Consider the following 18,653-nt stretch of genomic DNA (forward strand, 5'->3'; position numbering starts at 1 on the left):
GACCGTCTTGAGGTTTCTTGGTGGGAGCGTCGGGCTTTCGCGGCGATAGGCCTGCCTTCATGGCTGTGCTACTGGCGCTGACATGCACCTATCCAGCCGAGCGAGCCCTGATCGGAATATAGTCGCAGGTGACCACAAGCTCTTTGCTGATGTCGCCGGGCGTGAGGTGGATGAAGAGATTCTGTTCGCCCGCGGCGGAAGCCAGGTCGAATGCCTGTTCGGCTTCGTACATGTCGTCGCGATGGGCATCGCGCCAACCCCGAACGCTTTTGAGCGCTCGTTCTTTTGCCTTGGCAAGGCTGTCGGCAACGACGAACATATTCCGGTGCAGCTCGGCAAATTCTCCCGGCGCATATCCGCCAAGGTTCACATAATAGAGGCGCTCGGAGCCGGTGAAGGGCTCGGGTCGCAACGCGACATCATAACCATCGATATGCTCGATTTCGGCCCAGCAATCGATATGGAGGCTCTTGGCGATGCCCCACCATTGTCGGCGCAATGCGTCATGGGTGTCGAGGATCGAGGGGGCGGCGACGAAGCGCATGTCGTGAAGCTCTATGTTCGCGCGTTCATGCTCGCCGCCGATATAGATGGCAAAGAGCTTCATGCCGCGACCTCCGCCGAGGCGTCGGCGGACGCCGGCGCCGCGCTCCGTTCGAGAGCCGATGCAAGCTGTTCGGCGACCACTTCGCCCATCTCCTGCGAACTTGTGATGCCCTGGATGAAGGGATGCCGTCCCAGCAGAAACGGCAAGCTGAGGCAGAAGAGTTGGTCTTCCGGAATGTCGGGGGACAGCGGATGGAACTGGTCGTCGACGGCGATCCCGCGCAGCGCGCTGGGCGGCGCGTCAGGTTGCGCGTCTCGGATAATGCCTTGGCGCAGGAGGGAAGGGAACGGGAAAGCCTTGGCGGCGAGGGGGCGCTGGCCGGTTGCCTCGATGAAGGCGTCATATTCGTGGCGCGCGCCATCCGCGATGACGACCGCGCCGCCTTGGGGGCGGTGGCCGTCGATGCGGTAATCGTCTCCGATCGCCTCCACCGACAGCTTGCCGGCGCGATGGAGCGCAAGCATCCGCCGGATCGACGCATGCGGCACCGTTGCATAATCATCGACGAAGACCGGTTTGAAATGACGGTTGAAGCGGCGATACTCCTCGGGGTCGAGGTGGGGAACGATCAGCGCCAGAACCTCGTGCATCCGCAATATGGCGTAACGCCATGGCACGACATGCTCGCGCGCATAGTTTTGCTCGGCTTCGGCAAGATTGTGTTCGGCCCAAGCGAAGGGATTTTCGTCCGACCGCCGCGCAAAATAGCTTTCGCAGAAATCTTCCAGCTCGAGCGCATCAAGGCCAATGGTTTCGGCATATTCAGGGTCGGCGGCTGCCAGTTCTTCCTTGAACAGCGCGAAGGCCGGTTCGAGAAGCAGACCGTCGGCGGCGATCAGCGCCTCCATCGCCTCGGCGGTGCAGATGGTGAGCGGCTCATAGGGCAAGGGTGCGAAGAAGTCGGCTTCGGGAAGCAGGCCCTTGCGCGACATCATCGTCATATGGAAGCCGCCTGTCCCGTCGGCCGCCCGATAGGCGATGCTGCCATCGTCGCTCTCGACGAATTCGCCATGCGCGAGCGCCAGCGCAACGGCGGCGTCGATCGCGCTCAGCGAAGAGCCCCGAATGCCGACCTGGCACGGCGGGATCGCAGCAATGGCTTCGGCGGGCCAAGGGCTGATGAAATAGCCCGGCCGCGCTTCGGGATTGTTCGGCCATTGGTGGCCCGTGGCGAGCACCACATGATCGAAGCGCTCCGCGCTGATGGTCCCTGATCGCGCGCGAACTTGGAGTGTCATCCCGTCCGGACCGCTGACCGCATCGACGACGCGGCATCGGGTTCGCAGGCTGATCGCGAGACCGTTGTCGCGCGCGCGATCGAGGAGGGCTTGGAGGCAGTCGTGGAAATACTCCCCCAGCACGAGGCGCGGATAGAAAGTCCGGTGGTCGATCTGCTCCCGGTCAACGCCCATCGCAGCGAGCCGCGTCTCCGACTGTATCCGCAGCCAGTCGGTCAGGCTCGGCCCGAGCGGCGGGATCTCGATGCCGGCGATGTTGGCGAGCATCGCGGGATCGTTCCACCCCGGACTATAAGGGGTTCCGCGCCCGGCGACCGGCTGCGCCTCGAAGATGGTGAGCGCGAACGGTTTGGGCTGGCGGTTCAACAGCGCGTGCAAGGTATAGATGGCCGTCGGGCCTGCCCCGACAAAAGCGATTGTTCTGGTCATGCGCCACAAATGCACGGCGCCGCTGAAAGCTGCCTGTTCATTAAGAAGGTTGCAGGGGAGCCGGGCCGATCTTGATCGAGATCAAGCTACGGCCCGCAACGCGGCGGACGGGACCGCGCGGCAGAGTCGGTCGGGCCGCGGAGATCGACCGCAGGCCATGCCCCGAGCCGCACCTTGGTCACCGTCGTTTGGAGGTTTGTGTCTTTATCCCTCCCGGCTTGAATGGCTCGCCACCTATCGCGAAGCTTTAGTCTGGGCGCGCGTCCAACCAGCTTTTTCCGGTTGGGCCCGAATCCGCCAATCCAGGATCGCCCATTCACCCGATTTCCGCCTCGCGCCTTCGGAGCGTGGAACGCCATTTGGTTCTGCGCATTTTCCCGGTGGAAAGAGAGAAAATGTCATGGCCGCACGCGCTTATTGGAAGGGTCAGATCCGGCTCGCGCTGGTGTCGATCCCGGTCGAAATCTATTCGGCGACCAAGTCGGGCGCAGCCGTCACATTCCGCCAGATCCACGAGCCGAGCGGCAAGCCGATCAAATATGAAAAGGTGGTGCCGGGCATCGGCGCGATCGACCATGACGACATCGTCAAGGGCTTCGAACTGTCGAAGGGCAATTATGTCCTGCTCGACGAGGAGGAGATCGAGGCGGTGAAGCTCGAGAGCAAGCGCACGTTAGAGCTTGTCCAGTTCGTCGACGCCGACGCGATCGACGTGCTTTATTATACCAAACCCTATTATGTCGTTCCCGCCGACGAACTGGCCGAAGAGGCCTATATCGTCCTCCGCGAAGCCTTGAAGCGCACGAAGAAGGTCGGGCTTGGCCAATTGTCGCTGCGCGGCCAGGAACAGCTTGTCGCGCTGCGGCCGTGCGGGCGCGGGCTCGTGCTCGAAGTGCTGCGCTACGCCGACGAGGTGAACAAGGCGGCCAATTATTTCCGCGACGTCGGCAGCGGCAAGCCCGACGCCGACCTGCTCGACCTTGCCGAAACATTGATCGCCAAGAAAAGCGGCGAATTCGACGCCTCGGACTATCACAATCATTATATCGACGCGCTGAAGCGGGTGATCGCCAAGAAGGCGAAGGCCAAGGGCAAACGCGTGCTCGAGGATGTCGAGGAACCCGCGAGCACCGGCCGCGGTTCGAACGTCATCGACTTGATGGCCGCGCTCAAGGCCTCGGTCGACGGCAAGAAGAGCGCGCCCGCGAAGACGGCTCCGGCGAAGAAAGCTCCGGCGAGCAAGGCGCCCGCGAAAAAGGCGCCGGCGCGAAAGCGTGCCTGACGTTTCTTCTCCGCTCGCCCTGAGCTTGTCGAAGGGTCGTTCTTCCTTTTCTACCTCCAAGGAAAAGGACAGTCCTTCGACAAGCTCAGGACGAACGGATTTGTTTGAGCAAGGTTGAGTCTGATGGCCAAGCGCGGCGACCCGCTCGCACAATATAACGCCAAGCGCGATTTCGCGCTGACCCCCGAGCCCGCGGGCAAGGTCGAAAAGGGGGCCGGCAACCGCTTCATCGTCCAGAAGCATGACGCCACCCGGCTCCACTACGATTTCCGGCTCGAGGTCGATGGGGTGCTCAAAAGCTGGGCGGTGACCAAGGGCCCGAGCGCCGACCCCGCCGACAAGCGGCTCGCGGTGCGCACCGAAGACCATCCGATGAGCTACGCCGATTTCGAGGGCAGCATCCCCAAGGGCGAATATGGCGGCGGCACGGTGATGCTGTGGGACCGCGGAACCTGGGCGCCGATCGCAGGCAAGAGCGCGAAGGATATCGACAAGGGCCATCTCCACTTCACCCTCGACGGCGAGCGGATGAAGGGCGAATGGCTGCTGGTCCGCATGAAGCCGCGTCCGGGCGAAAAGCGCGAGAATTGGCTGCTGCGCAAGGTCGACGATGCCTTTGCCGGCGGCACCGACGATCTTGTTGGACGCCAGCTGACGAGCATCCTCACCGGCCGCACGATGGCCGAGATCGCGGGCGACGAAGGCGGCGAGCAATCGCTGAATGGCGCCGAGGGGGCAGCCTTCGCCAAAAAGATGGCCGACGCCGCCGCGCACAATAAAAAGATTGCGAAACCCGCCGCCAAGGGCAAGCCGCCCAAATTCCGCCCGCTCCAGCTCGCGACCCTCGTCGATGCCGTCCCCGGCGGCAACGGTTGGTTCCACGAGATCAAATATGACGGCTACCGCGCCGAAATCGCCGCGGCGGGCGATGACGTGCGCGTCTACACGCGCAATGGCCTCGACTGGACCGACAAATTCGCCCCGCTCGTCCGCCATATCGCCGCGCTCGATCTGCCGCCGTGCCTGATCGACGGCGAAATCGTCGCCTATGGCAAGGACGGTAACCCCGACTTCTCTTCTTTGCAGGCCGTCCTCAAACGCGGCCACGGCGCGCAGGACGAGGGCACCGCGCTCCATCTTTTCGCTTTCGACCTCCTCGAACAGGATGGCAAATCGCTCGCCCAGCTCGGCAATCTCGAACGCAAGGAACGCCTCGAAGCGCTGCTCCGCGATGCCAAGGCGCCCATCGCGGTCGCGGATCATGTCATCGGCGCGGGCGAAAAACTCTATGACGCCATGTGCCGCGCCGGGCAGGAAGGCATCATCTCGAAACGCGCCGACGCCGCCTATTCGGGCCGCCGCTCGAAGAATTGGGTGAAGGTCAAATGCACCCGCCGACAGGAATTCATCCTCGTCGGCTGGAACCCCTCCTCGACCAAGGCGCGGCCCTTTGCTTCCCTCCTCCTAGCGCAGCGCGAGGGCAATACGCTCGTCTATAAGGGCAATGTCGGCACCGGCTTCGATGCCGATACGATGGCCGATCTTGCAAAGAAATTTGCGAAACTTGAACGCAAGACCGCGCCGCTAGACGTCGACGCCGCATCGGCGCGCAAGGTGCATTGGCTCACACCCGAGCTCGTCGCCGAAATCGCCTTCGCCGAATTCACCGCGAGCGGATCGGTTCGCCACGCGAGCTTCCTCGGCCTGCGCCAGGACAAGGAGGCCAAGGATGTGACCCCCGAAAAGAAACAGCCCGCCCCTGCCCCGACCAGCGACGTGACGATCAGCAGCCGCGACCGCGTCATCTTCCCCGAAGCCAAGGCGACCAAGGGCGACCTCGCCGATTATTACACCGCGATCGCGCCGGTCATGCTCCCGCACACCGCGCGCCGCCCGATCAGCCTCGTCCGCTGTCCGCAGGGGCGCGGCAAGAAATGCTTTTTCCAGAAGCATGATTCGGGATCGTTCGGCGATCACGTCCTCCATGTGCCGATCGAGGAGAAGGACGGCGGGCACGAAGATTATCTCTATGTCGAGGATGCCGACGGATTGCTCGCCTGCGTGCAGATGGGGACGATCGAATTCCACGGCTGGGGCAGCCATGTCGATGCGCTCGAAAGGCCCGACCGCATGGTGTTCGACCTCGACCCCGACGAGGGGCTCGATTTCGCCGACGTCAAGAAAGCCGCGCTCGATATCCGCCGCCAGCTCGCCGATATCGGGCTCGTCAGCTTCGCGATGCTCTCGGGCGGCAAGGGGGTGCATATCGTCGTCCCGCTGGATCCGGGGCACAGCTGGGACGCGCACAAGGATTTTTCGAAACGCTTCGCCGAGGCGCTGAGCCTCGCCGAGCCCGACCGCTTCGTCGCGACGATGAGCAAGGCGAAGCGCAAGGGCAAGATCTTCATCGATTATCTCCGCAACCAGCGCGGCAGCACCGCGGTCATGCCCTATTCGGCGCGCGCGCGCGAACAGGCGCCGGTCGCGGTTCCGGTGGGTTGGGACGCGCTCGCCGACGTCAAAAAGGCGGGCGCTTGGACCATCAAGGATGCCAACATACTTCTCGAACGCGCCGCCAGCGCAGAGCTGAAGGGCTGGGGATTCGCGAGCCAGCGACTGCCATCGCTTTAGCTCCGGTCTTCCCGTTCGTGCGACGCTTGGTCCTCACCTATCACGGATCGGTGCAAAGCACGGCTGTCATCGGGCGCTTGCCCTCGGCCATGCAGGCCGTCGTCGCGCAAGTTGGTGGTCGCCCGCAAGCAGCGTCGGCACAGATATTTCGGGCTCGCGTCGCCGCGTGTGGCCGAGACGATCGAGGCCTTGATGGGCCCGGCGGCAGAAAGCGGTGAGCTGCGAACCCGGACCGGGCCCCGCGACGAGGCGCTACGTTTTGCGCGGCGCTGCTACAATCACCTGGCTGGCACGGCCGGCGTCCGAATGTACGACAGCCTCATCAGGCGGGGATATCTGAGCGTCGGAGAATCCGGGCTGTCCCTCTCAACCGAAGGCCGCGTCTTTGTCGAAGGACTCGGAATAGATGTGCAACAGTCTTCCGTCGGTCGCGCCCCGCTCTGCCGGGAGTGCCTGGACTGGAGTGAGCGTAAGGCGCGTTTGGCGGGCCGCGTCGGAAGGGCTCTGCTTGACCGGACGAATTTCGCCGAGCGACCTGTTTCGTCGGCGATGTCTCGGCTCGGAACATTGCCGCTCGGCCGAGGTTGTTCGGAGAGATTTGATATCCTGAAAGGAATTCCGATGGCCGAACAAACCGGACCGGCGCCTATGGATCGTCATGAAACTGCCATGGGCTTGGGTCCCCTCAGCATCTTTATCCGCAAGCTGCTCAATCGCAGCCGCCTTTCCACCCTCGATCAACAAGCCTTGGCAAATCTCCCTTACAAGATTCAGAATTTGGATGTCGGAACGCAGATCCTTCGCGAAGGCGATCGCGCGCTTGTTTGTCCGATATTGCTCGATGGCTTCACCTATCGATACAAGGTGGCGGCAGACGGCGGGCGGCAGATCGTGGCGCTCAAGGTTCCCGGCGACGCCCTGGATTTCCAATCGGCCTATCTGCACACGGCCGATCACGACATTCGGGCGCTTACGCCCGTCGTCATCGCAATGGTGCCGCTGCGCGCGATCGAGAGTCTCGCCGAAGATCGGCCGGCGATCGCGCGGGCGTTGCTGGTCGATACAATTCTTGAAGGGTCTATCGGCCGGGAGTGGCTGCTCAACATCGGTCGACGCAACGCGGAAGCGCGGCTAGCGCATCTGCTTTGCGAGCTTTATTACCGGATCGATGAGATCGCGGGCGCGCCGCTCGACACTTACGAAGTTCCGATCACGCAGGAGCAATTGGCCGACCTGCTGGGCCTGACGCCCGTGCACATCAATCGCATGCTCAAACGGTTAGAGGGCAAGGGCGCCATTCGGTCGGGCCGCCGGCTTCACATTCTGGATCTGGCCGAGCTGGAGCGCATTTCCGATTTCTCGGACATTTATCTGCACCGCAATAATGTTCCTGCCTGACGAGTTCAAAAAAGCGCCAGCGGCGTTCGACGTGCAAGCGATGCTCGATGAGACGGCTTCCCTTGGCGCCGCGACCGCGCCGTAGCTTTTTGGGAATGCATATCCACGGGAGAAAGTTGGCTGACGCTGCTCAGCTTTCGCCTGCTGCCCGTTGCCGCATGCGCAGGCGTAACGCTCGCGCGGACGATGCGGCGCGGCGCAATCGCCCACCTCGATATCGCACCCCTCCGTTGAACAGGCCTTCGGCAAGCGCGATCCAAGACGTTACCGACCGCTCGGCGATCCATAATGCGGCCCAGAGCGGACTACTCTTCGAGTAATGGGCACAGCCTCCGCTTCGACGTCGCCCCACTTCCGCAGCAAGAACCGCTGCAGCAGCGATGGAAAGGGCCGCTGGCACCGCGCCGACCAGAATCACCGGAACCAGAGCCAGCTGGGCGGCAAATCGTGCAGGTCGAGCCCATTCGTCATAGGCTTGGCGCACCCGCTGCGAGAGGAAATGCCGGGCGTGCGGGGGGCGGCGGGCAACATATAGGTCCAGCGGCACAGCTTCGGTGCCGCCGATCGCCCGGATCGTGCGAACCATCTCCAGATTTTCGAAGAGGACGTCGCCCGAATAGCCGCCGGCCCTGATAAGCGTCGATTGCTGCACGCCGAGGGTTCCCGGCCAGTCACCCCCCGCAACGCGGTTGAGCAAGCTGCGTCCGGTATCCCATCGCGCATGCCACGGCAGCGGCGCGAAATAATTTTGCGGACGTATCACGGCGTGGTGGTCGAGAAGATCAAGCATGCGTTGGATCTCGCGGCGGCGATAGCGGACGTCGTCGTCGGCCACGATGATGCGCTCGTGGATTGCCGCCTCGATCCCGGTCATCACATTGCCGACCTTTCCGTTTCGCGTTCGCCGCGCCGGGGGCATGTGCCGCACGATGGAACCCCAGGCCGCGGCATGGTCGTCGAATATGTCGGGGGATGATCCATCGACGACGATGACATCTTCGACCATGCGCGCGAGGCGTGTCAGATAGCCCGTCAGAAGCCTCGCTTGCGATGTTCGCGCGGCAATCGGCAGGACATAGGTGCCCGAAAGAACCGGCGGGCTGTTCGCCGGATGCGAAGAAAGCGGCCTCATTGCTCGCCCCTTTCGATCGCGAAGTGGATCGGCTTGAAGCGTCCGCCACAGCTGTCGTAGGCCGAGCAGGCGGTCAGTCCGACGATCATATCCTCTAACGCGCGAAGGCGGATGAAATCGCCCGCCCTCGTTCCTGGCGCTTCGACCTTGATCTTGCCATCGGCATCGACAGGTACATTCATGAAAATATTGAAAGCGGTCGGAATTGCATCGGCCGCAATCGCAAACGGACCAAGCGCTTCAACCAAATTTCCGTAACAGCCGCGATGGACGGGCTGGTCTGGATAGAAATGCCGAAACGTCGCCTCGCTGCACGGCGTGAGCAGAAAGTCGTGGATCCCGACAGTGTCTTCGACAATCTCGAACATTGGCCGAGACCTGTTTGACCACAGGCGATGGCCTGTCGTGAGCCGGAGCGTTTCCTCATAGTCGAACGTCCGGCCATTTGAGAGACCCTCGCGCGCGTCGTCAGCCATGAACGCGACCATATCGCTCACCTGACCACCCTCCGGGTCGATCACTTTCAACACGTCACCCCGATCGATCGTGAACGCCGTGCCGCTTCGCGGCGGGATCTCAATCGTCATTGTCAGTCCTTGGATCATGAAAGGGGCATTTCCAGTTTTCTTCAACCATGCGGCCGCTGTACTGCGCGGCCTCGCTCGCTTCGCCGTGGCGCGTCAGCATCGGGTTTATGCTGCCTGCCAACGCCTTGTCCCGGAACAGGATTCGCTCGCGCATCCGCTCGTAGCGTCCTTCGGCGCGCAACCGTTCAAACTGGTCGTGCAGGTTGAAAACAAGCACGGGCGTTTGAAACCGGCGGGCCGGCCGTGACGCCCGAGGATGAAGGCCGATGACGAAGAAGGCCTCGCCCCCAAAGCTCAAGGAAAAATGCGGATTCTCTGGATCGGCGCAGACCCGGGGGTCGTAAGGCAGTCCTTTCCAGGCGTCTTTGTCCGCCAAACTCTGAATGCGCTGCCAAAGCGCCTTCTCGAATGCCGCTTCATCAAGATGATCTGGCCCCTCGAATATTACGGCGAGGCTGCGGAGGCCGGATGGGTCGGCGCTGTAGGTGCGAGCCCAACGCGCCAATTCTCGATGGATTTCGAGGTCGTTCCAGCCGCTGGTGAGATCGCGCGCGACGACGACATGAAGCCGCCCGCCGGCAAGCGCCGATTTTGCGCCGACGCAAGGAAAGTCCGGATCGCTGATGAAGTCTTGGAAGCGGCCAACGATAAATGGAGGGTGCTTAGTGGTTGTTGCCGTCATAGTCATGGGCAAGCAAACGCCGACGATATTTATTGGCTGCCCGATGACTGGCGAAATACGGCAATAATTTTGCGGAGACTTACCTGGGTTAAGGTTGGCGATCTTTTGCCAGTTCGTCCGTTGCTCATGTGATTTTCATCCACTGCGGCGTTGCCGCAGCACATACGGGATAACTTCTATCGTTTTCGGAACGACGTTGACAAAGCCGATAATGCAGAAGCGCTCGGTCCCAAGGCAGAAGGCGGTTGTACGCCGTCCAGTTGATTGGCAATCGGCACAGCATATAAAAATAACGTATTGGTATCAGGTATTTAAAAACGCAATATCCAGCATTCTGCCAGTGCTTGATATATATTAAGGCGTGTCAGCCGAAACGGCTTATCCTTTGATCTGACGACTGCGGCCCACCCTGATTGGCTTTTCGTGGTTCCGGCGTTACCCGCAGTCCCCCGTTGTTACGGCCAGCCGATCATCAGATGCCGAGAGCTTGGTAGCGCCTGCTCCCGTCAAGGAGAGACGTTCCATGCGGCCGTTCCATATCATTCTGCAAGATGCCACCGAAACCCATCCGAGACGCGTCGATTTCCGCGCCGAAGGTCCGGATCATGCCTTCCAGATCGCGCGCAACGAGGCCGACGGCGTGCATGTCGAACTTTGGGAGGGGGCGAAGCTTTTGGCCCGCATGACCAAATCCGGCGCGAACATGTGGAAACTTCATCCGACCTCCGACCGGTCGCATGAAATCGGGCATGAGCCCGTCCCGACGTCAGCCCCCTGGGCATAAGGCCATCGCCAAGAAACCCTCGCGTCGCTCCGCCACATATAATCTGCACCTAAAGCCGGTCAGGTTGGGCAGGCGAAGGAGGACGACCCTGCCGAGGTCGCGAGAAAAGGTTCGGAGGCCATGAAAGCGCGCGCGAAGGCGGAGCGGGGGCCGGAATCTTCTTCCGAACAACGGCCGTTACCCTGTTATTGCGCCACTCGATCCGGTTAGGGCTTGCTTATCGCACCCGGGCAAAACATTCTGGCCGCGGGGGGCCAGATAAGGAATTTGCAGGCGCCCATGCTCATTTGCCGACCCGAACAAACTCCGCTTCGTATCCTGAGCGAAAAACTTACGGCCGACCCGTCGCGGGTCGTGCTCCGCCCCTTCCACCTCGCTTGGCAATCGAATGTCGCGGAGCCTTCCAGATCCGAGCAACTCGTCACGGACATCCTTCGGCTGGACGAGGAGCAAGCCGAAGTGGAACTTGGCCTGGTCTGGAAGGATTTTTCGGAGCGGCACTGGCAGATTGGGGGGATATTCGACGATCGCTTTGCCGAGATCGCCGAGGATCTCGGGCTGGAGGAAGGCGCGATTTCGCCGGTCAAGCGGAGGCTGATCGGTGCCTTCTTTTGTCATGAATATAGCTATGCTGCCGCGGCGCTGATGAATCCAAGCATTGTGCTGCATCCCGACCAGAGCGGGCTTGGCGACGAACAGCTCCGGTTCGTCATGTCGATGCGCGCGGTTGGGGAGGGGCATATCAGTTCGATTGCGTTTCGCGAGGGGATCGTCGGGCCCGAAGGCGAATTCCGGCTCTGGCCGCAGTCGGGTCCGGCGATGGCTGCGGTTGTCGATGATCGCCATCATCTCGGCCCCGACGATGCCGTGACGGTGCACCGCCAGACCGGCAGCCCCATCTCGAACAGCGTGCTTTTCCCGGTGACCGAGGCGCAGCGCAACGGGCTGGAGGATCTGCGGTTGGTGCGGTTCACGCACGAGGACGGGGGAACCGAATATCTTGGGACCTATACGGCCTATTCGGGCCGCGCGATCCGCTCTGAACTGCTCCGCACGAACGACTTCGCGAGCTTCCGCCTGGAGCCGCTTTCGGGCCGCGCGGCGCGCAACAAGGGGATGGGCCTTTTCCCGCGCAAGGTAGGCGGCCGCTATCTCATGGTCGGGCGGCAGGACGGCAAAAATATCACGCTGCTCGCCTCCAACAGTCTCACCGACTGGGATGACGAGGGGCAGCCGCTTCTGAGCCCGGCCTTTCCCTGGGAGTTCGTGCAGATGGGTAATTGCGGCAGCCCGATCGAATGCGACGACGGCTGGATATTGCTGACCCACGGCGTGGGGCCGATGCGCAAGTATAGTCTGGGTGCGGCGCTACTCGACAAGGACGACCCGTCGAAGGTCCTCGGCCGCACCGCCTGTCCTATCCTGTCGGCGGCCGAAAGCGATCGCGAAGGCTACGTGCCCAATGTCGTCTATACCTGCGGCGCGCTCGCGATCGGACATGAGCTTTTCATCCCTTACGGTATATCGGACAGCGCGATCGGTTTTGCGACGACGACCGTGCCCGACCTGCTTCGGTCGATGGTGTAAGTTCGCAGATCGCCACGGCCCAACGTCGGCATCCAGCGGCGCATTTGAAAGGCGCAATCATCGTCCGAGCGAGGGCCTTTGCAAGCGCGGGCGCGACGGCGGCAGCGATGGGTGCCGCCGTAATTCCTCAACCGGCCAAGGAGGGAACGGCCGTGTTGAGCTGGCTGCCGGCGTCGGCAGGTGCGCGGCTGCGCCAGACTATGTCTGCCATCGTTCGATGGGCGAGATGAAAGGCAAGTATGGATTCGGCGCCGCTGTTGCGGTTGACGCCGCGCGGCGTCAGCCCATCGAGACAGCGCCCCGATCCGAGATCGCCGAGCGCGATGCCCCGATCGTTGCGGCCGAGGAACCACGCATAAGCCGTCTCGGCATGGTCTCGCCAGACCGCCTGTCCTGTCAGCCGGTAGGCCGTTCCACACGCAGCGACCGTGGCCCAGGCCTCCAGCGGCTGTTGGTCGAATGGAAGCGCCTCGCCCTGACGGTCGAAACTATCCGACCCGACGGCGCGAAAATGGCCTTGGCTGGCGGTCTGGAAGGCTGCGAGCCAGTCGAGCGCGGATAGACCTGCCTCTTCATGCGGCAGCGAGGGCAAGCGGCGTCCGGCACGAATGAGCGCCTCGGCCAGCCGTGCGTTGTCGTAGGCGAGGCCCGGCTCGAACCAATCCCAGCCGGGGCGGCGTCCGCTCTTCCATACCGCGCATAGGAAAGCGCCGCCACGCTCGATGATTTGCCGGGCCTCCCCATTGCCAGAATCCCGCTCAAGACGTTCGTCGGCTCCGAGAATTGCAAAGGCGATGGCACGCGGGCTCTTGAACCTCTGCGCCATCGGGGCGCTATGGTCGAACAGGCGCGCGGCCCATTCGCGCATGTGCGGATCGCTTGCGTGCGACGTGGCATGTCCAAGCGCCCAGAGCGTGCGTCCGTTGCTGTCTTCGGAGCCGCTCTCTTCCAACCAGCGCCGATCATATCCCATGAAGTTCCGGAAGGCGCCGGCGCTTTCATTCCAGCCATGCTGGATAAAGCTGGCAAAGGCGCGGGCGCGATGCGCTGCCTCGTCCTGGCTGTTCGCGGGGAGGCTGTGGACGAGCATCAAGGCGCGCGCATTGTCATCGATACAATAGCCATGCGCCCGGTCGGGCAGCCGATGCACCGCATGCTGGAATATGCCGGTGTCGTCACACATCGCCCACACGCCGGCGAGCGACGGGGCGCGTTGGCTGATTTCCTCCGACCCGGTGGTCAAAGAGGTTTCCTCGACGAGCGCGGCGCATTCTCGAGCGATGACGCTCCACGTCGTCTGCCGGCCGCGGTCGTAGGCGCGCCGCTGAACCGCCCGGCGTTCTTCAGGCACCGCGAGCAACATAAGCAGCGCCTCACTGATCGCTTCGCTGTCGGCGCCCGGAAGCAAGACGCCCACGTCGTCAGACAGGAGTTCGCGGGCGTGCACGAAAGGCGTCGAGATGACCGCGCGCCCCAATGCAACGGCATAGGCGAGGGTGCCCGAGGTGATTTGCTGAAGATTCGGGTAAGGCGCGAGATAGATGTCGCAAAGTTCGATCTGATCCAGCAGTTCGTCCGTATCGAGGAAGCGGTTCTCCCAAGCGATATTGGCCGACACGCCGAGGCGGCTGGCGAGTAACTCAAGGCTCTCCCGATAGGCTTCGCCTTCTGCGGCGACGAGGTTGGGGTGGGTCGCGCCGACGATCCGGTAAAGAACATCCGGATACTGAGCTACGACCGCCGGTAGGGCCCGGATAGCGGCTTCGAGCCCTTTGCCTGGGCCGATCAGGCCGAAAGTCGAAAGGACCGGCCGCTCGGCAAGGCCCAGCGTCCGGCGCAGCGCACTCACTTCCTGAAAAGGGCGGTCGGGAGTTCCGTGCTCGATAAGCGCAATCTGCTCGGGCGCCGCTCCATAAACGCCGGTAAGCGTCGTTCGCCCATATTCGCTCATCACCACGAGCTTGCTTGCACGCGCGATGAGCCGATTCATAACGCGCCGCTGCGCGTCGCTCGGCTCCGCAAGAACAGTGTGCAGCGTCACGATGAGCGGCGCCGCGAGCCGGTCGACCAAATCAAGCACCATGTCGCCCGCCGCGCCACCGAAAATGCCGAACTCATGCTGCAGCCACACGGCCCCTGCGCCGCTGGCATTGATGGCTTCGGCCGCGGCGCGGTAGCTTTCCGCGTCCCTCTCGTCGATGGCTTGACGGACCTCGGAGCCGATCGGCTGATCGATCTGGCTGCGCATCGCATAGACGTCGATCTTAAGGTCGGGAGAATGGGCACTCAAATGATCGAAGACGTCGGCGGTGAAGGTCGCGATGCCGCATTGCCGGGGCCGAAAGCATCCTATGAGGGCTAGCCGCCCGGCCTTTCCTGTTGCCGGGAACTGGAAAATTCCCCCTTCGCTGTGCGACGAAAGCTGGTCATCGAATTGGCCTGTAAAGAAATGGTCTTCGCGATCGACTTTCATCATCTGTCCTTCTCTGCCAGCACCGGTACGCGCGCGCCTTACCGACCCATGCGGCGCAGCGTGGGGCGTGAGTTGCTCTCCCGAAGACTGTGGTTGTCGCTGGACCAACGCCGGGCGATCGCGTCGGTTGCAGTGCAGCAAGATCGACCGGCCGATATTTCGCCCCGCATTGATCTATGTTGGTCGATGTCGTTTCCGACCGCTTGATAGGGCCTTGTCCGCGCTTCTAACCGGCATCCTGGGCGTCGAGATCGACCGTCGGTTCGCGCGCCCAAAAGCGTAGATCGGCACATGCGCTGATAAAGGCCTTCGCATCCTTCGCCGTCTTCAGAAGCAGGAAGCCGTTGTCCTTCTGCTGCGGAATCCGCGCTTCATCGAACAGCAGCTCGGCGGCGCCATTATGGGCGATGAACTTGCAATGCGCGAAGGCGTCGGACACGAAATCCTTCGACGGTGCGTCCCGTGCCAGCAGCGCGGCCCCGTCTTCCGACGGCAGCACGGCGACGGCATCGTAAAGCACCGAAGGGCCACCATCGATCTTCTGGTCCGCCGGAACCCGGTCGCCCTTATCGAGGGTTACGCCGCCGATCTTCGGTGCGATGACCTCGACATGCGCACCCGCTTTCTCCGCCGCGCTGACAAGCGCTTGGAACAGATCCGCATCGCTGCCGTCGGTCAGCAAGATGCCAAGCTTTCGGCCTTTGAAGCTGGAGGGCCCATTGGCGAGGATCGAGAGCCGCTCGGAGGGCTCGAGATCGCGCGTCGGCTTCGCCGCCTTCGCGGCATCCGGAAGGGGAAGGCCAATACCGTCGGCGACCGTTGCGGCGAGATCTTCGTCGATATTCCGCAGATGGGAAACGGCGCGCGCGCGGATGTCGGGGCGCTGAACCTTGCTCAACTCGAAGACGAGCGCGTCGCCCAGATGCTTCTGCTCGATCGGCAACTGGCTGATATAGAATTGCCGCGCCTGGCTGTAATGATCGGCGAACGTGTCCGAGCGCGTCCGCTGCTTTACCCCTTCGAGCGGCGCGGGGAAACTGCGGTGCCCCGTGTCGGGATTTTCGCGCGGGCCGCCCTCGGCGCCCCAGCTGTTTGGCTCGTAGTTTGCGCGACCCTTCGGGTTGACCATCGCCATGTGACCGTCCTGCTGAAAATGCATTATGGGACAGCGCGGCGCGTTGATCGGGATGTGGGTGAAGTTGGGACTGCCGAGCCTCTTTAGCTGAGTGTCGAGGTACGAGAAATTGCGGCCGGCAAGCAGCGGATCCTCGCTGAAATCGATGCCGGGCGGGACATTCTGCGTGCAGAAGGCGACCTGCTCGGTCTCGGCGAAGAAGTTGTCGACGTTGCGATCTAGCGTGAGCGTCCCGACAAGCTCGACCGGAACAAGCTCTTCGGGAATGAGCTTGGTCGCGTCAAGATGATCGAAGGGGAGCTTGTCGGCCATTTCCTCGTCGAAGATCTGGACGCCCAAATCCCATTGCGGAAAATCCCCGCGTTCGATCGCTTCCCACAGATCACGCCGGTGAAAGTCGGGATCGGCGCCGTTTATCTTCACCGCCTCGTTCCAGAGCACCGACTGCAGCCCTTGCCGGGGCTTCCAGTGGAATTTGACGAAATGAGACTCGCCTTTCGCGTTGACGAGCCGGAAGCTATGAACCCCGAAGCCCTCCATCGTCCTGAAGGACCGGGGAATGGTGCGGTCCGACATCTGCCACATCACCATATGCCATGCCTCGGGCATCAGCGAGGCAAAATCCCAGAAATTGTCGTGCGCCGACTGCGCTTGCGGAAAGCCGCGATCCGGCTCTTCCTTGACGCTGTGGACAAGATCGGGAAATTTGATCGCGTCCTGGATGAAGAAGACGGGAATATTGTTGCCGACGAGATCCCAATTTCCCTGCCTGGTGTAGAATTTTACCGCAAAGCCGCGGACGTCACGCGCCAGATCGAACGATCCCGCCCGGCCTGCAACCGTCGAAAAGCGGACGAAGACCTCGGTCTCGCCGCCCACGGTCGTCAGGACATCCGCCGTCGTGTAGCGAGCGAGCGACCGGTTGAGGACGAACTGACCATGCGCCCCGTAGCCGCGGGCGTGGACGACCCGTTCAGGGATGCGCTCATGATCGAAATGGAAGATTTTCTCACGAAGTATGAAGTCTTCCAGCAACGTCGGACCGCGCGGTCCGGCACGCAGGCTATTTTGGCCGTCGGCAACCGGATGACCTTGCTGCGTGGTCAACGTACGCGAGGGATCGCCCGTCGACTGGGGGGTTTCACCGGCAGCGCCGGGTGCGCTAAGATACTCTGCGGGTTCGGCCGTGTCCGCAGGCTTCGTCGATTTTTTTGTTCGGCGGCCCGGGGTTGTTTCGAGCTTGGGGGTCGTTGCGCGGGGCATTGTCGTCATCCTGCAAAAGGCTGGGGGGAGGCGGGGCAGGCGGCGATCAGCCATGCCCCGGCACTAAGACCGACACGGCAGAGCACCGCGCCGTCGCAGAAGAGAAGGGCCCAACGGCCGCAACATTGCTCTTCCGCTATTTCCAGCGCCGCGGCGGCGCTGGACGCTTCGAATTCGACACGTCTCGGGAGTCCCACGCCGTCATCGTCGAATTGAAGGCGGTAGCTGAGCTTTGGCACGCCGGGCACCGAGCGTGCGTCAATAGGTTGCCGGGGGGTCACTTGCCGGAAAAGATTCGTCCGAGGCTTGATCGACATTTTCCCACGGGCGCCTTACATCGTCGCGCATCGCGCCAGGCCCCGCAGAGCGTGTCTGATCGAAATTTTCCGCATGGGTCTCGCCATCGGCAAAGGCAGCGCTATGGTCGTCCGCCTTCGTCGTTTCGGGCGCCGACTTGCGCGTAAACCAGAATAGCCCCCCCAATGTGGCAAGGCCCAAAATCTTTCCGAACCCAGCCGTTTTTGTCGAACCCGTCATATGTCCATCCTTCTGCTGTCTTGGCGGATCGACGCGCGGGGTTGTGGGCAAGTTGCACCCGCGATCCAAAACAGGGCCGCAGATTTCGGGTTGCTTATCCCATGTTAATCAGAGGCTGCCGGTCGGCCCCGCCGCGGGTGACAGATATTCGCTGCAGGAATGCTGGTGCACGCAATGGCTGGCAAAAATGACCATCGGCTGCAACAAGCGGCTCGGCCGGGCATTGTGGAGATAGCAAAGGAGCTTCCAGCATGCCCGATCCCATATTGAACGAGCGCCGCATTCTCATCATCGCAACCGACGGGTTCGAGCAATCCGAACTGGAAGTGCCTCTCGAGAGACTAAGAGAAGCCGGAGCAGAGGTTGATATCGCGTCGATCGAGCTCGGCGACATCACCGGCTGGGAGGAGGACGATTGGGGCGACGAAGTAGAGGTCGATCTGCGCATCGCCGATGCGAATGCCGACAATTATGACGCGCTCGTGCTGCCCGGCGGCCAGATCAATCCCGATCTGCTCCGGGTCGAACCCGATGCGATCGCGCTCATCCAGAGCTTCGCAGAAGCAGGCAAGCCGATTGCCGCCGTGTGCCATGCGCCGTGGCTTCTCATCGAAGCCGGGCTGGCCTCGGGACGAAAGATGACCGGCTACAAATCGATCCGGACCGACCTCGCCAACGCTGGTGCCCAAGTCGTCGACGACGCGGTCGTGGTGGACGGCAAGATTATCACCAGCCGCTGCCCCGATGATCTGCCGGCCTTCTGCGACGCGATTGTAGAGGCTTTGGCGGAAGCCGAAGCACCCGTGTAATCCTGGACGGCCTTACCGCCTGGTCCTGCAACGTCGCACAGTCTTTTTGATCGCTCAATTCGGCGAGCTATGCAGTTCG

13 protein-coding genes are annotated in these 18,653 nt (G+C 62.3%); 6 read left to right on the forward strand and 7 right to left on the reverse strand.

The annotated features are described in order from the left end of the window. Positions 1-88: 88 nt before the first annotated feature. Together ATE67_RS11755 and ATE67_RS11760 are read right to left on the reverse strand one after the other, a co-directional pair. On the reverse strand, positions 89-607 hold the full coding sequence (locus tag ATE67_RS11755; protein ID WP_058816865.1) for a DUF1543 domain-containing protein: 519 nt from the start codon (positions 605-607) through the stop codon (positions 89-91). Continuing rightward, the gene (locus ATE67_RS11760; protein ID WP_058816866.1) at positions 604-2,274 is read right to left on the reverse strand and encodes an FAD/NAD(P)-binding protein; all 1,671 of its coding nucleotides are present in this window, start codon (positions 2,272-2,274) and stop codon (positions 604-606) included. Before ATE67_RS11760 ends, ATE67_RS11755 begins: the two co-directional genes overlap by 4 nt. A gap of 400 nt (positions 2,275-2,674) precedes the next feature. Here ATE67_RS11760 and ku point away from each other — a divergent pair, with 400 nt between their 5' ends. The 3 genes from ku to ATE67_RS21055 all read left to right on the forward strand — a co-directional run bounded on the left by ku (position 2,675) and on the right by ATE67_RS21055 (position 7,585). Beyond that, the gene (ku, locus tag ATE67_RS11765) at positions 2,675-3,556 is read left to right on the forward strand and encodes a non-homologous end joining protein Ku (protein WP_058816867.1); all 882 of its coding nucleotides are present in this window, start codon (positions 2,675-2,677) and stop codon (positions 3,554-3,556) included. A 123-nt stretch (positions 3,557-3,679) separates the two neighbouring features. Further along, positions 3,680-6,187 (forward strand): DNA ligase D, encoded by a 2,508-nt coding sequence (ligD, locus tag ATE67_RS11770; RefSeq protein ID WP_058816868.1) that lies wholly within the window; start codon positions 3,680-3,682, stop codon positions 6,185-6,187. Between the two features lie 114 nt (positions 6,188-6,301). After that, positions 6,302-7,585 (forward strand): Crp/Fnr family transcriptional regulator, encoded by a 1,284-nt coding sequence (locus ATE67_RS21055; RefSeq protein ID WP_082660335.1) that lies wholly within the window; start codon positions 6,302-6,304, stop codon positions 7,583-7,585. A gap of 130 nt (positions 7,586-7,715) precedes the next feature. Here the strand turns inward: ATE67_RS21055 and ATE67_RS11780 are convergent, their stop codons facing one another. Genes ATE67_RS11780 through gntA form a run of 3 tightly spaced genes read right to left on the reverse strand, consistent with a single transcriptional unit; the run spans position 7,716 to position 9,986 of the window. Further along, the gene (locus tag ATE67_RS11780) at positions 7,716-8,717 is read right to left on the reverse strand and encodes a glycosyltransferase (RefSeq protein WP_058816870.1); all 1,002 of its coding nucleotides are present in this window, start codon (positions 8,715-8,717) and stop codon (positions 7,716-7,718) included. Continuing rightward, entirely contained in the window at positions 8,714-9,322 is a 609-nt protein-coding gene (locus ATE67_RS11785) for a DUF1989 domain-containing protein (protein ID WP_231728138.1), read from the reverse strand. Before ATE67_RS11785 ends, ATE67_RS11780 begins: the two co-directional genes overlap by 4 nt. Further along, positions 9,294-9,986 carry a guanitoxin biosynthesis heme-dependent pre-guanitoxin N-hydroxylase GntA gene (gene gntA / locus ATE67_RS11790; protein ID WP_058816872.1) on the reverse strand — a complete coding sequence of 231 codons (693 nt, stop codon included), beginning with the start codon at positions 9,984-9,986 and terminating at the stop codon, positions 9,294-9,296. The genes ATE67_RS11785 and gntA overlap by 29 nt, the downstream gene beginning before the upstream one ends. 523 nt (positions 9,987-10,509) lie before the next feature. On the opposite strand from gntA, the gene ATE67_RS11795 reads away from it, so the two are divergent. Together ATE67_RS11795 and ATE67_RS11800 are read left to right on the forward strand one after the other, a co-directional pair. Further along, positions 10,510-10,770: a hypothetical protein gene (locus ATE67_RS11795; RefSeq protein ID WP_058816873.1), complete on the forward strand. Its 261-nt coding sequence runs from the start codon at positions 10,510-10,512 to the stop codon at positions 10,768-10,770. 459 nt (positions 10,771-11,229) lie between these two features. Beyond that, positions 11,230-12,357: a glycoside hydrolase family 130 protein gene (locus tag ATE67_RS11800; RefSeq protein WP_331458763.1), complete on the forward strand. Its 1,128-nt coding sequence runs from the start codon at positions 11,230-11,232 to the stop codon at positions 12,355-12,357. Between the two features lie 127 nt (positions 12,358-12,484). Here ATE67_RS11800 and ATE67_RS11805 read toward each other — a convergent pair whose 3' ends face one another. Continuing rightward, positions 12,485-14,605, reverse strand: coding sequence for a glycosyltransferase family 4 protein (locus ATE67_RS11805; RefSeq protein ID WP_231728139.1), 2,121 nt, complete (start codon positions 14,603-14,605; stop codon positions 12,485-12,487). A 451-nt stretch (positions 14,606-15,056) separates the two neighbouring features. Continuing rightward, the gene (locus ATE67_RS11810; RefSeq protein ID WP_082660336.1) at positions 15,057-17,228 is read right to left on the reverse strand and encodes a catalase; all 2,172 of its coding nucleotides are present in this window, start codon (positions 17,226-17,228) and stop codon (positions 15,057-15,059) included. A 788-nt stretch (positions 17,229-18,016) separates the two neighbouring features. Here ATE67_RS11810 and ATE67_RS11820 point away from each other — a divergent pair. Next, the gene (locus ATE67_RS11820) at positions 18,017-18,574 is read left to right on the forward strand and encodes a type 1 glutamine amidotransferase domain-containing protein (protein ID WP_058816876.1); all 558 of its coding nucleotides are present in this window, start codon (positions 18,017-18,019) and stop codon (positions 18,572-18,574) included. The last annotated feature ends 79 nt before the right edge of the window (positions 18,575-18,653 follow it).

Origin of the sequence: Sphingopyxis sp. H050 (assembly GCF_001468265.1) — a bacterium.
Classification (GTDB): domain Bacteria; phylum Pseudomonadota; class Alphaproteobacteria; order Sphingomonadales; family Sphingomonadaceae; genus Sphingopyxis.

What these genes read in the sequence shown, in the direction of transcription:
- ATE67_RS11755 (WP_058816865.1), bottom strand. Translation starts at nt 607, where the DNA reads ATGAAGCTCTTTGCCATCTATATCGGCGGCGAGCATGAACGCGCGAAC.
- ATE67_RS11760 (WP_058816866.1), bottom strand. Translation starts at nt 2,274, where the DNA reads ATGACCAGAACAATCGCTTTTGTCGGGGCAGGCCCGACGGCCATCTAT.
- ku (WP_058816867.1), top strand. Translation starts at nt 2,675, where the DNA reads ATGGCCGCACGCGCTTATTGGAAGGGTCAGATCCGGCTCGCGCTGGTG.
- ligD (WP_058816868.1), top strand. Translation starts at nt 3,680, where the DNA reads ATGGCCAAGCGCGGCGACCCGCTCGCACAATATAACGCCAAGCGCGAT.
- ATE67_RS11780 (WP_058816870.1), bottom strand. Translation starts at nt 8,717, where the DNA reads ATGAGGCCGCTTTCTTCGCATCCGGCGAACAGCCCGCCGGTTCTTTCG.
- ATE67_RS11785 (WP_231728138.1), bottom strand. Translation starts at nt 9,322, where the DNA reads ATGATCCAAGGACTGACAATGACGATTGAGATCCCGCCGCGAAGCGGC.
- gntA (WP_058816872.1), bottom strand. Translation starts at nt 9,986, where the DNA reads ATGACGGCAACAACCACTAAGCACCCTCCATTTATCGTTGGCCGCTTC.
- ATE67_RS11795 (WP_058816873.1), top strand. Translation starts at nt 10,510, where the DNA reads ATGCGGCCGTTCCATATCATTCTGCAAGATGCCACCGAAACCCATCCG.
- ATE67_RS11805 (WP_231728139.1), bottom strand. Translation starts at nt 14,605, where the DNA reads ATGCGCAGCCAGATCGATCAGCCGATCGGCTCCGAGGTCCGTCAAGCC.
- ATE67_RS11810 (WP_082660336.1), bottom strand. Translation starts at nt 17,228, where the DNA reads ATGCCCCGCGCAACGACCCCCAAGCTCGAAACAACCCCGGGCCGCCGA.
- ATE67_RS11820 (WP_058816876.1), top strand. Translation starts at nt 18,017, where the DNA reads ATGCCCGATCCCATATTGAACGAGCGCCGCATTCTCATCATCGCAACC.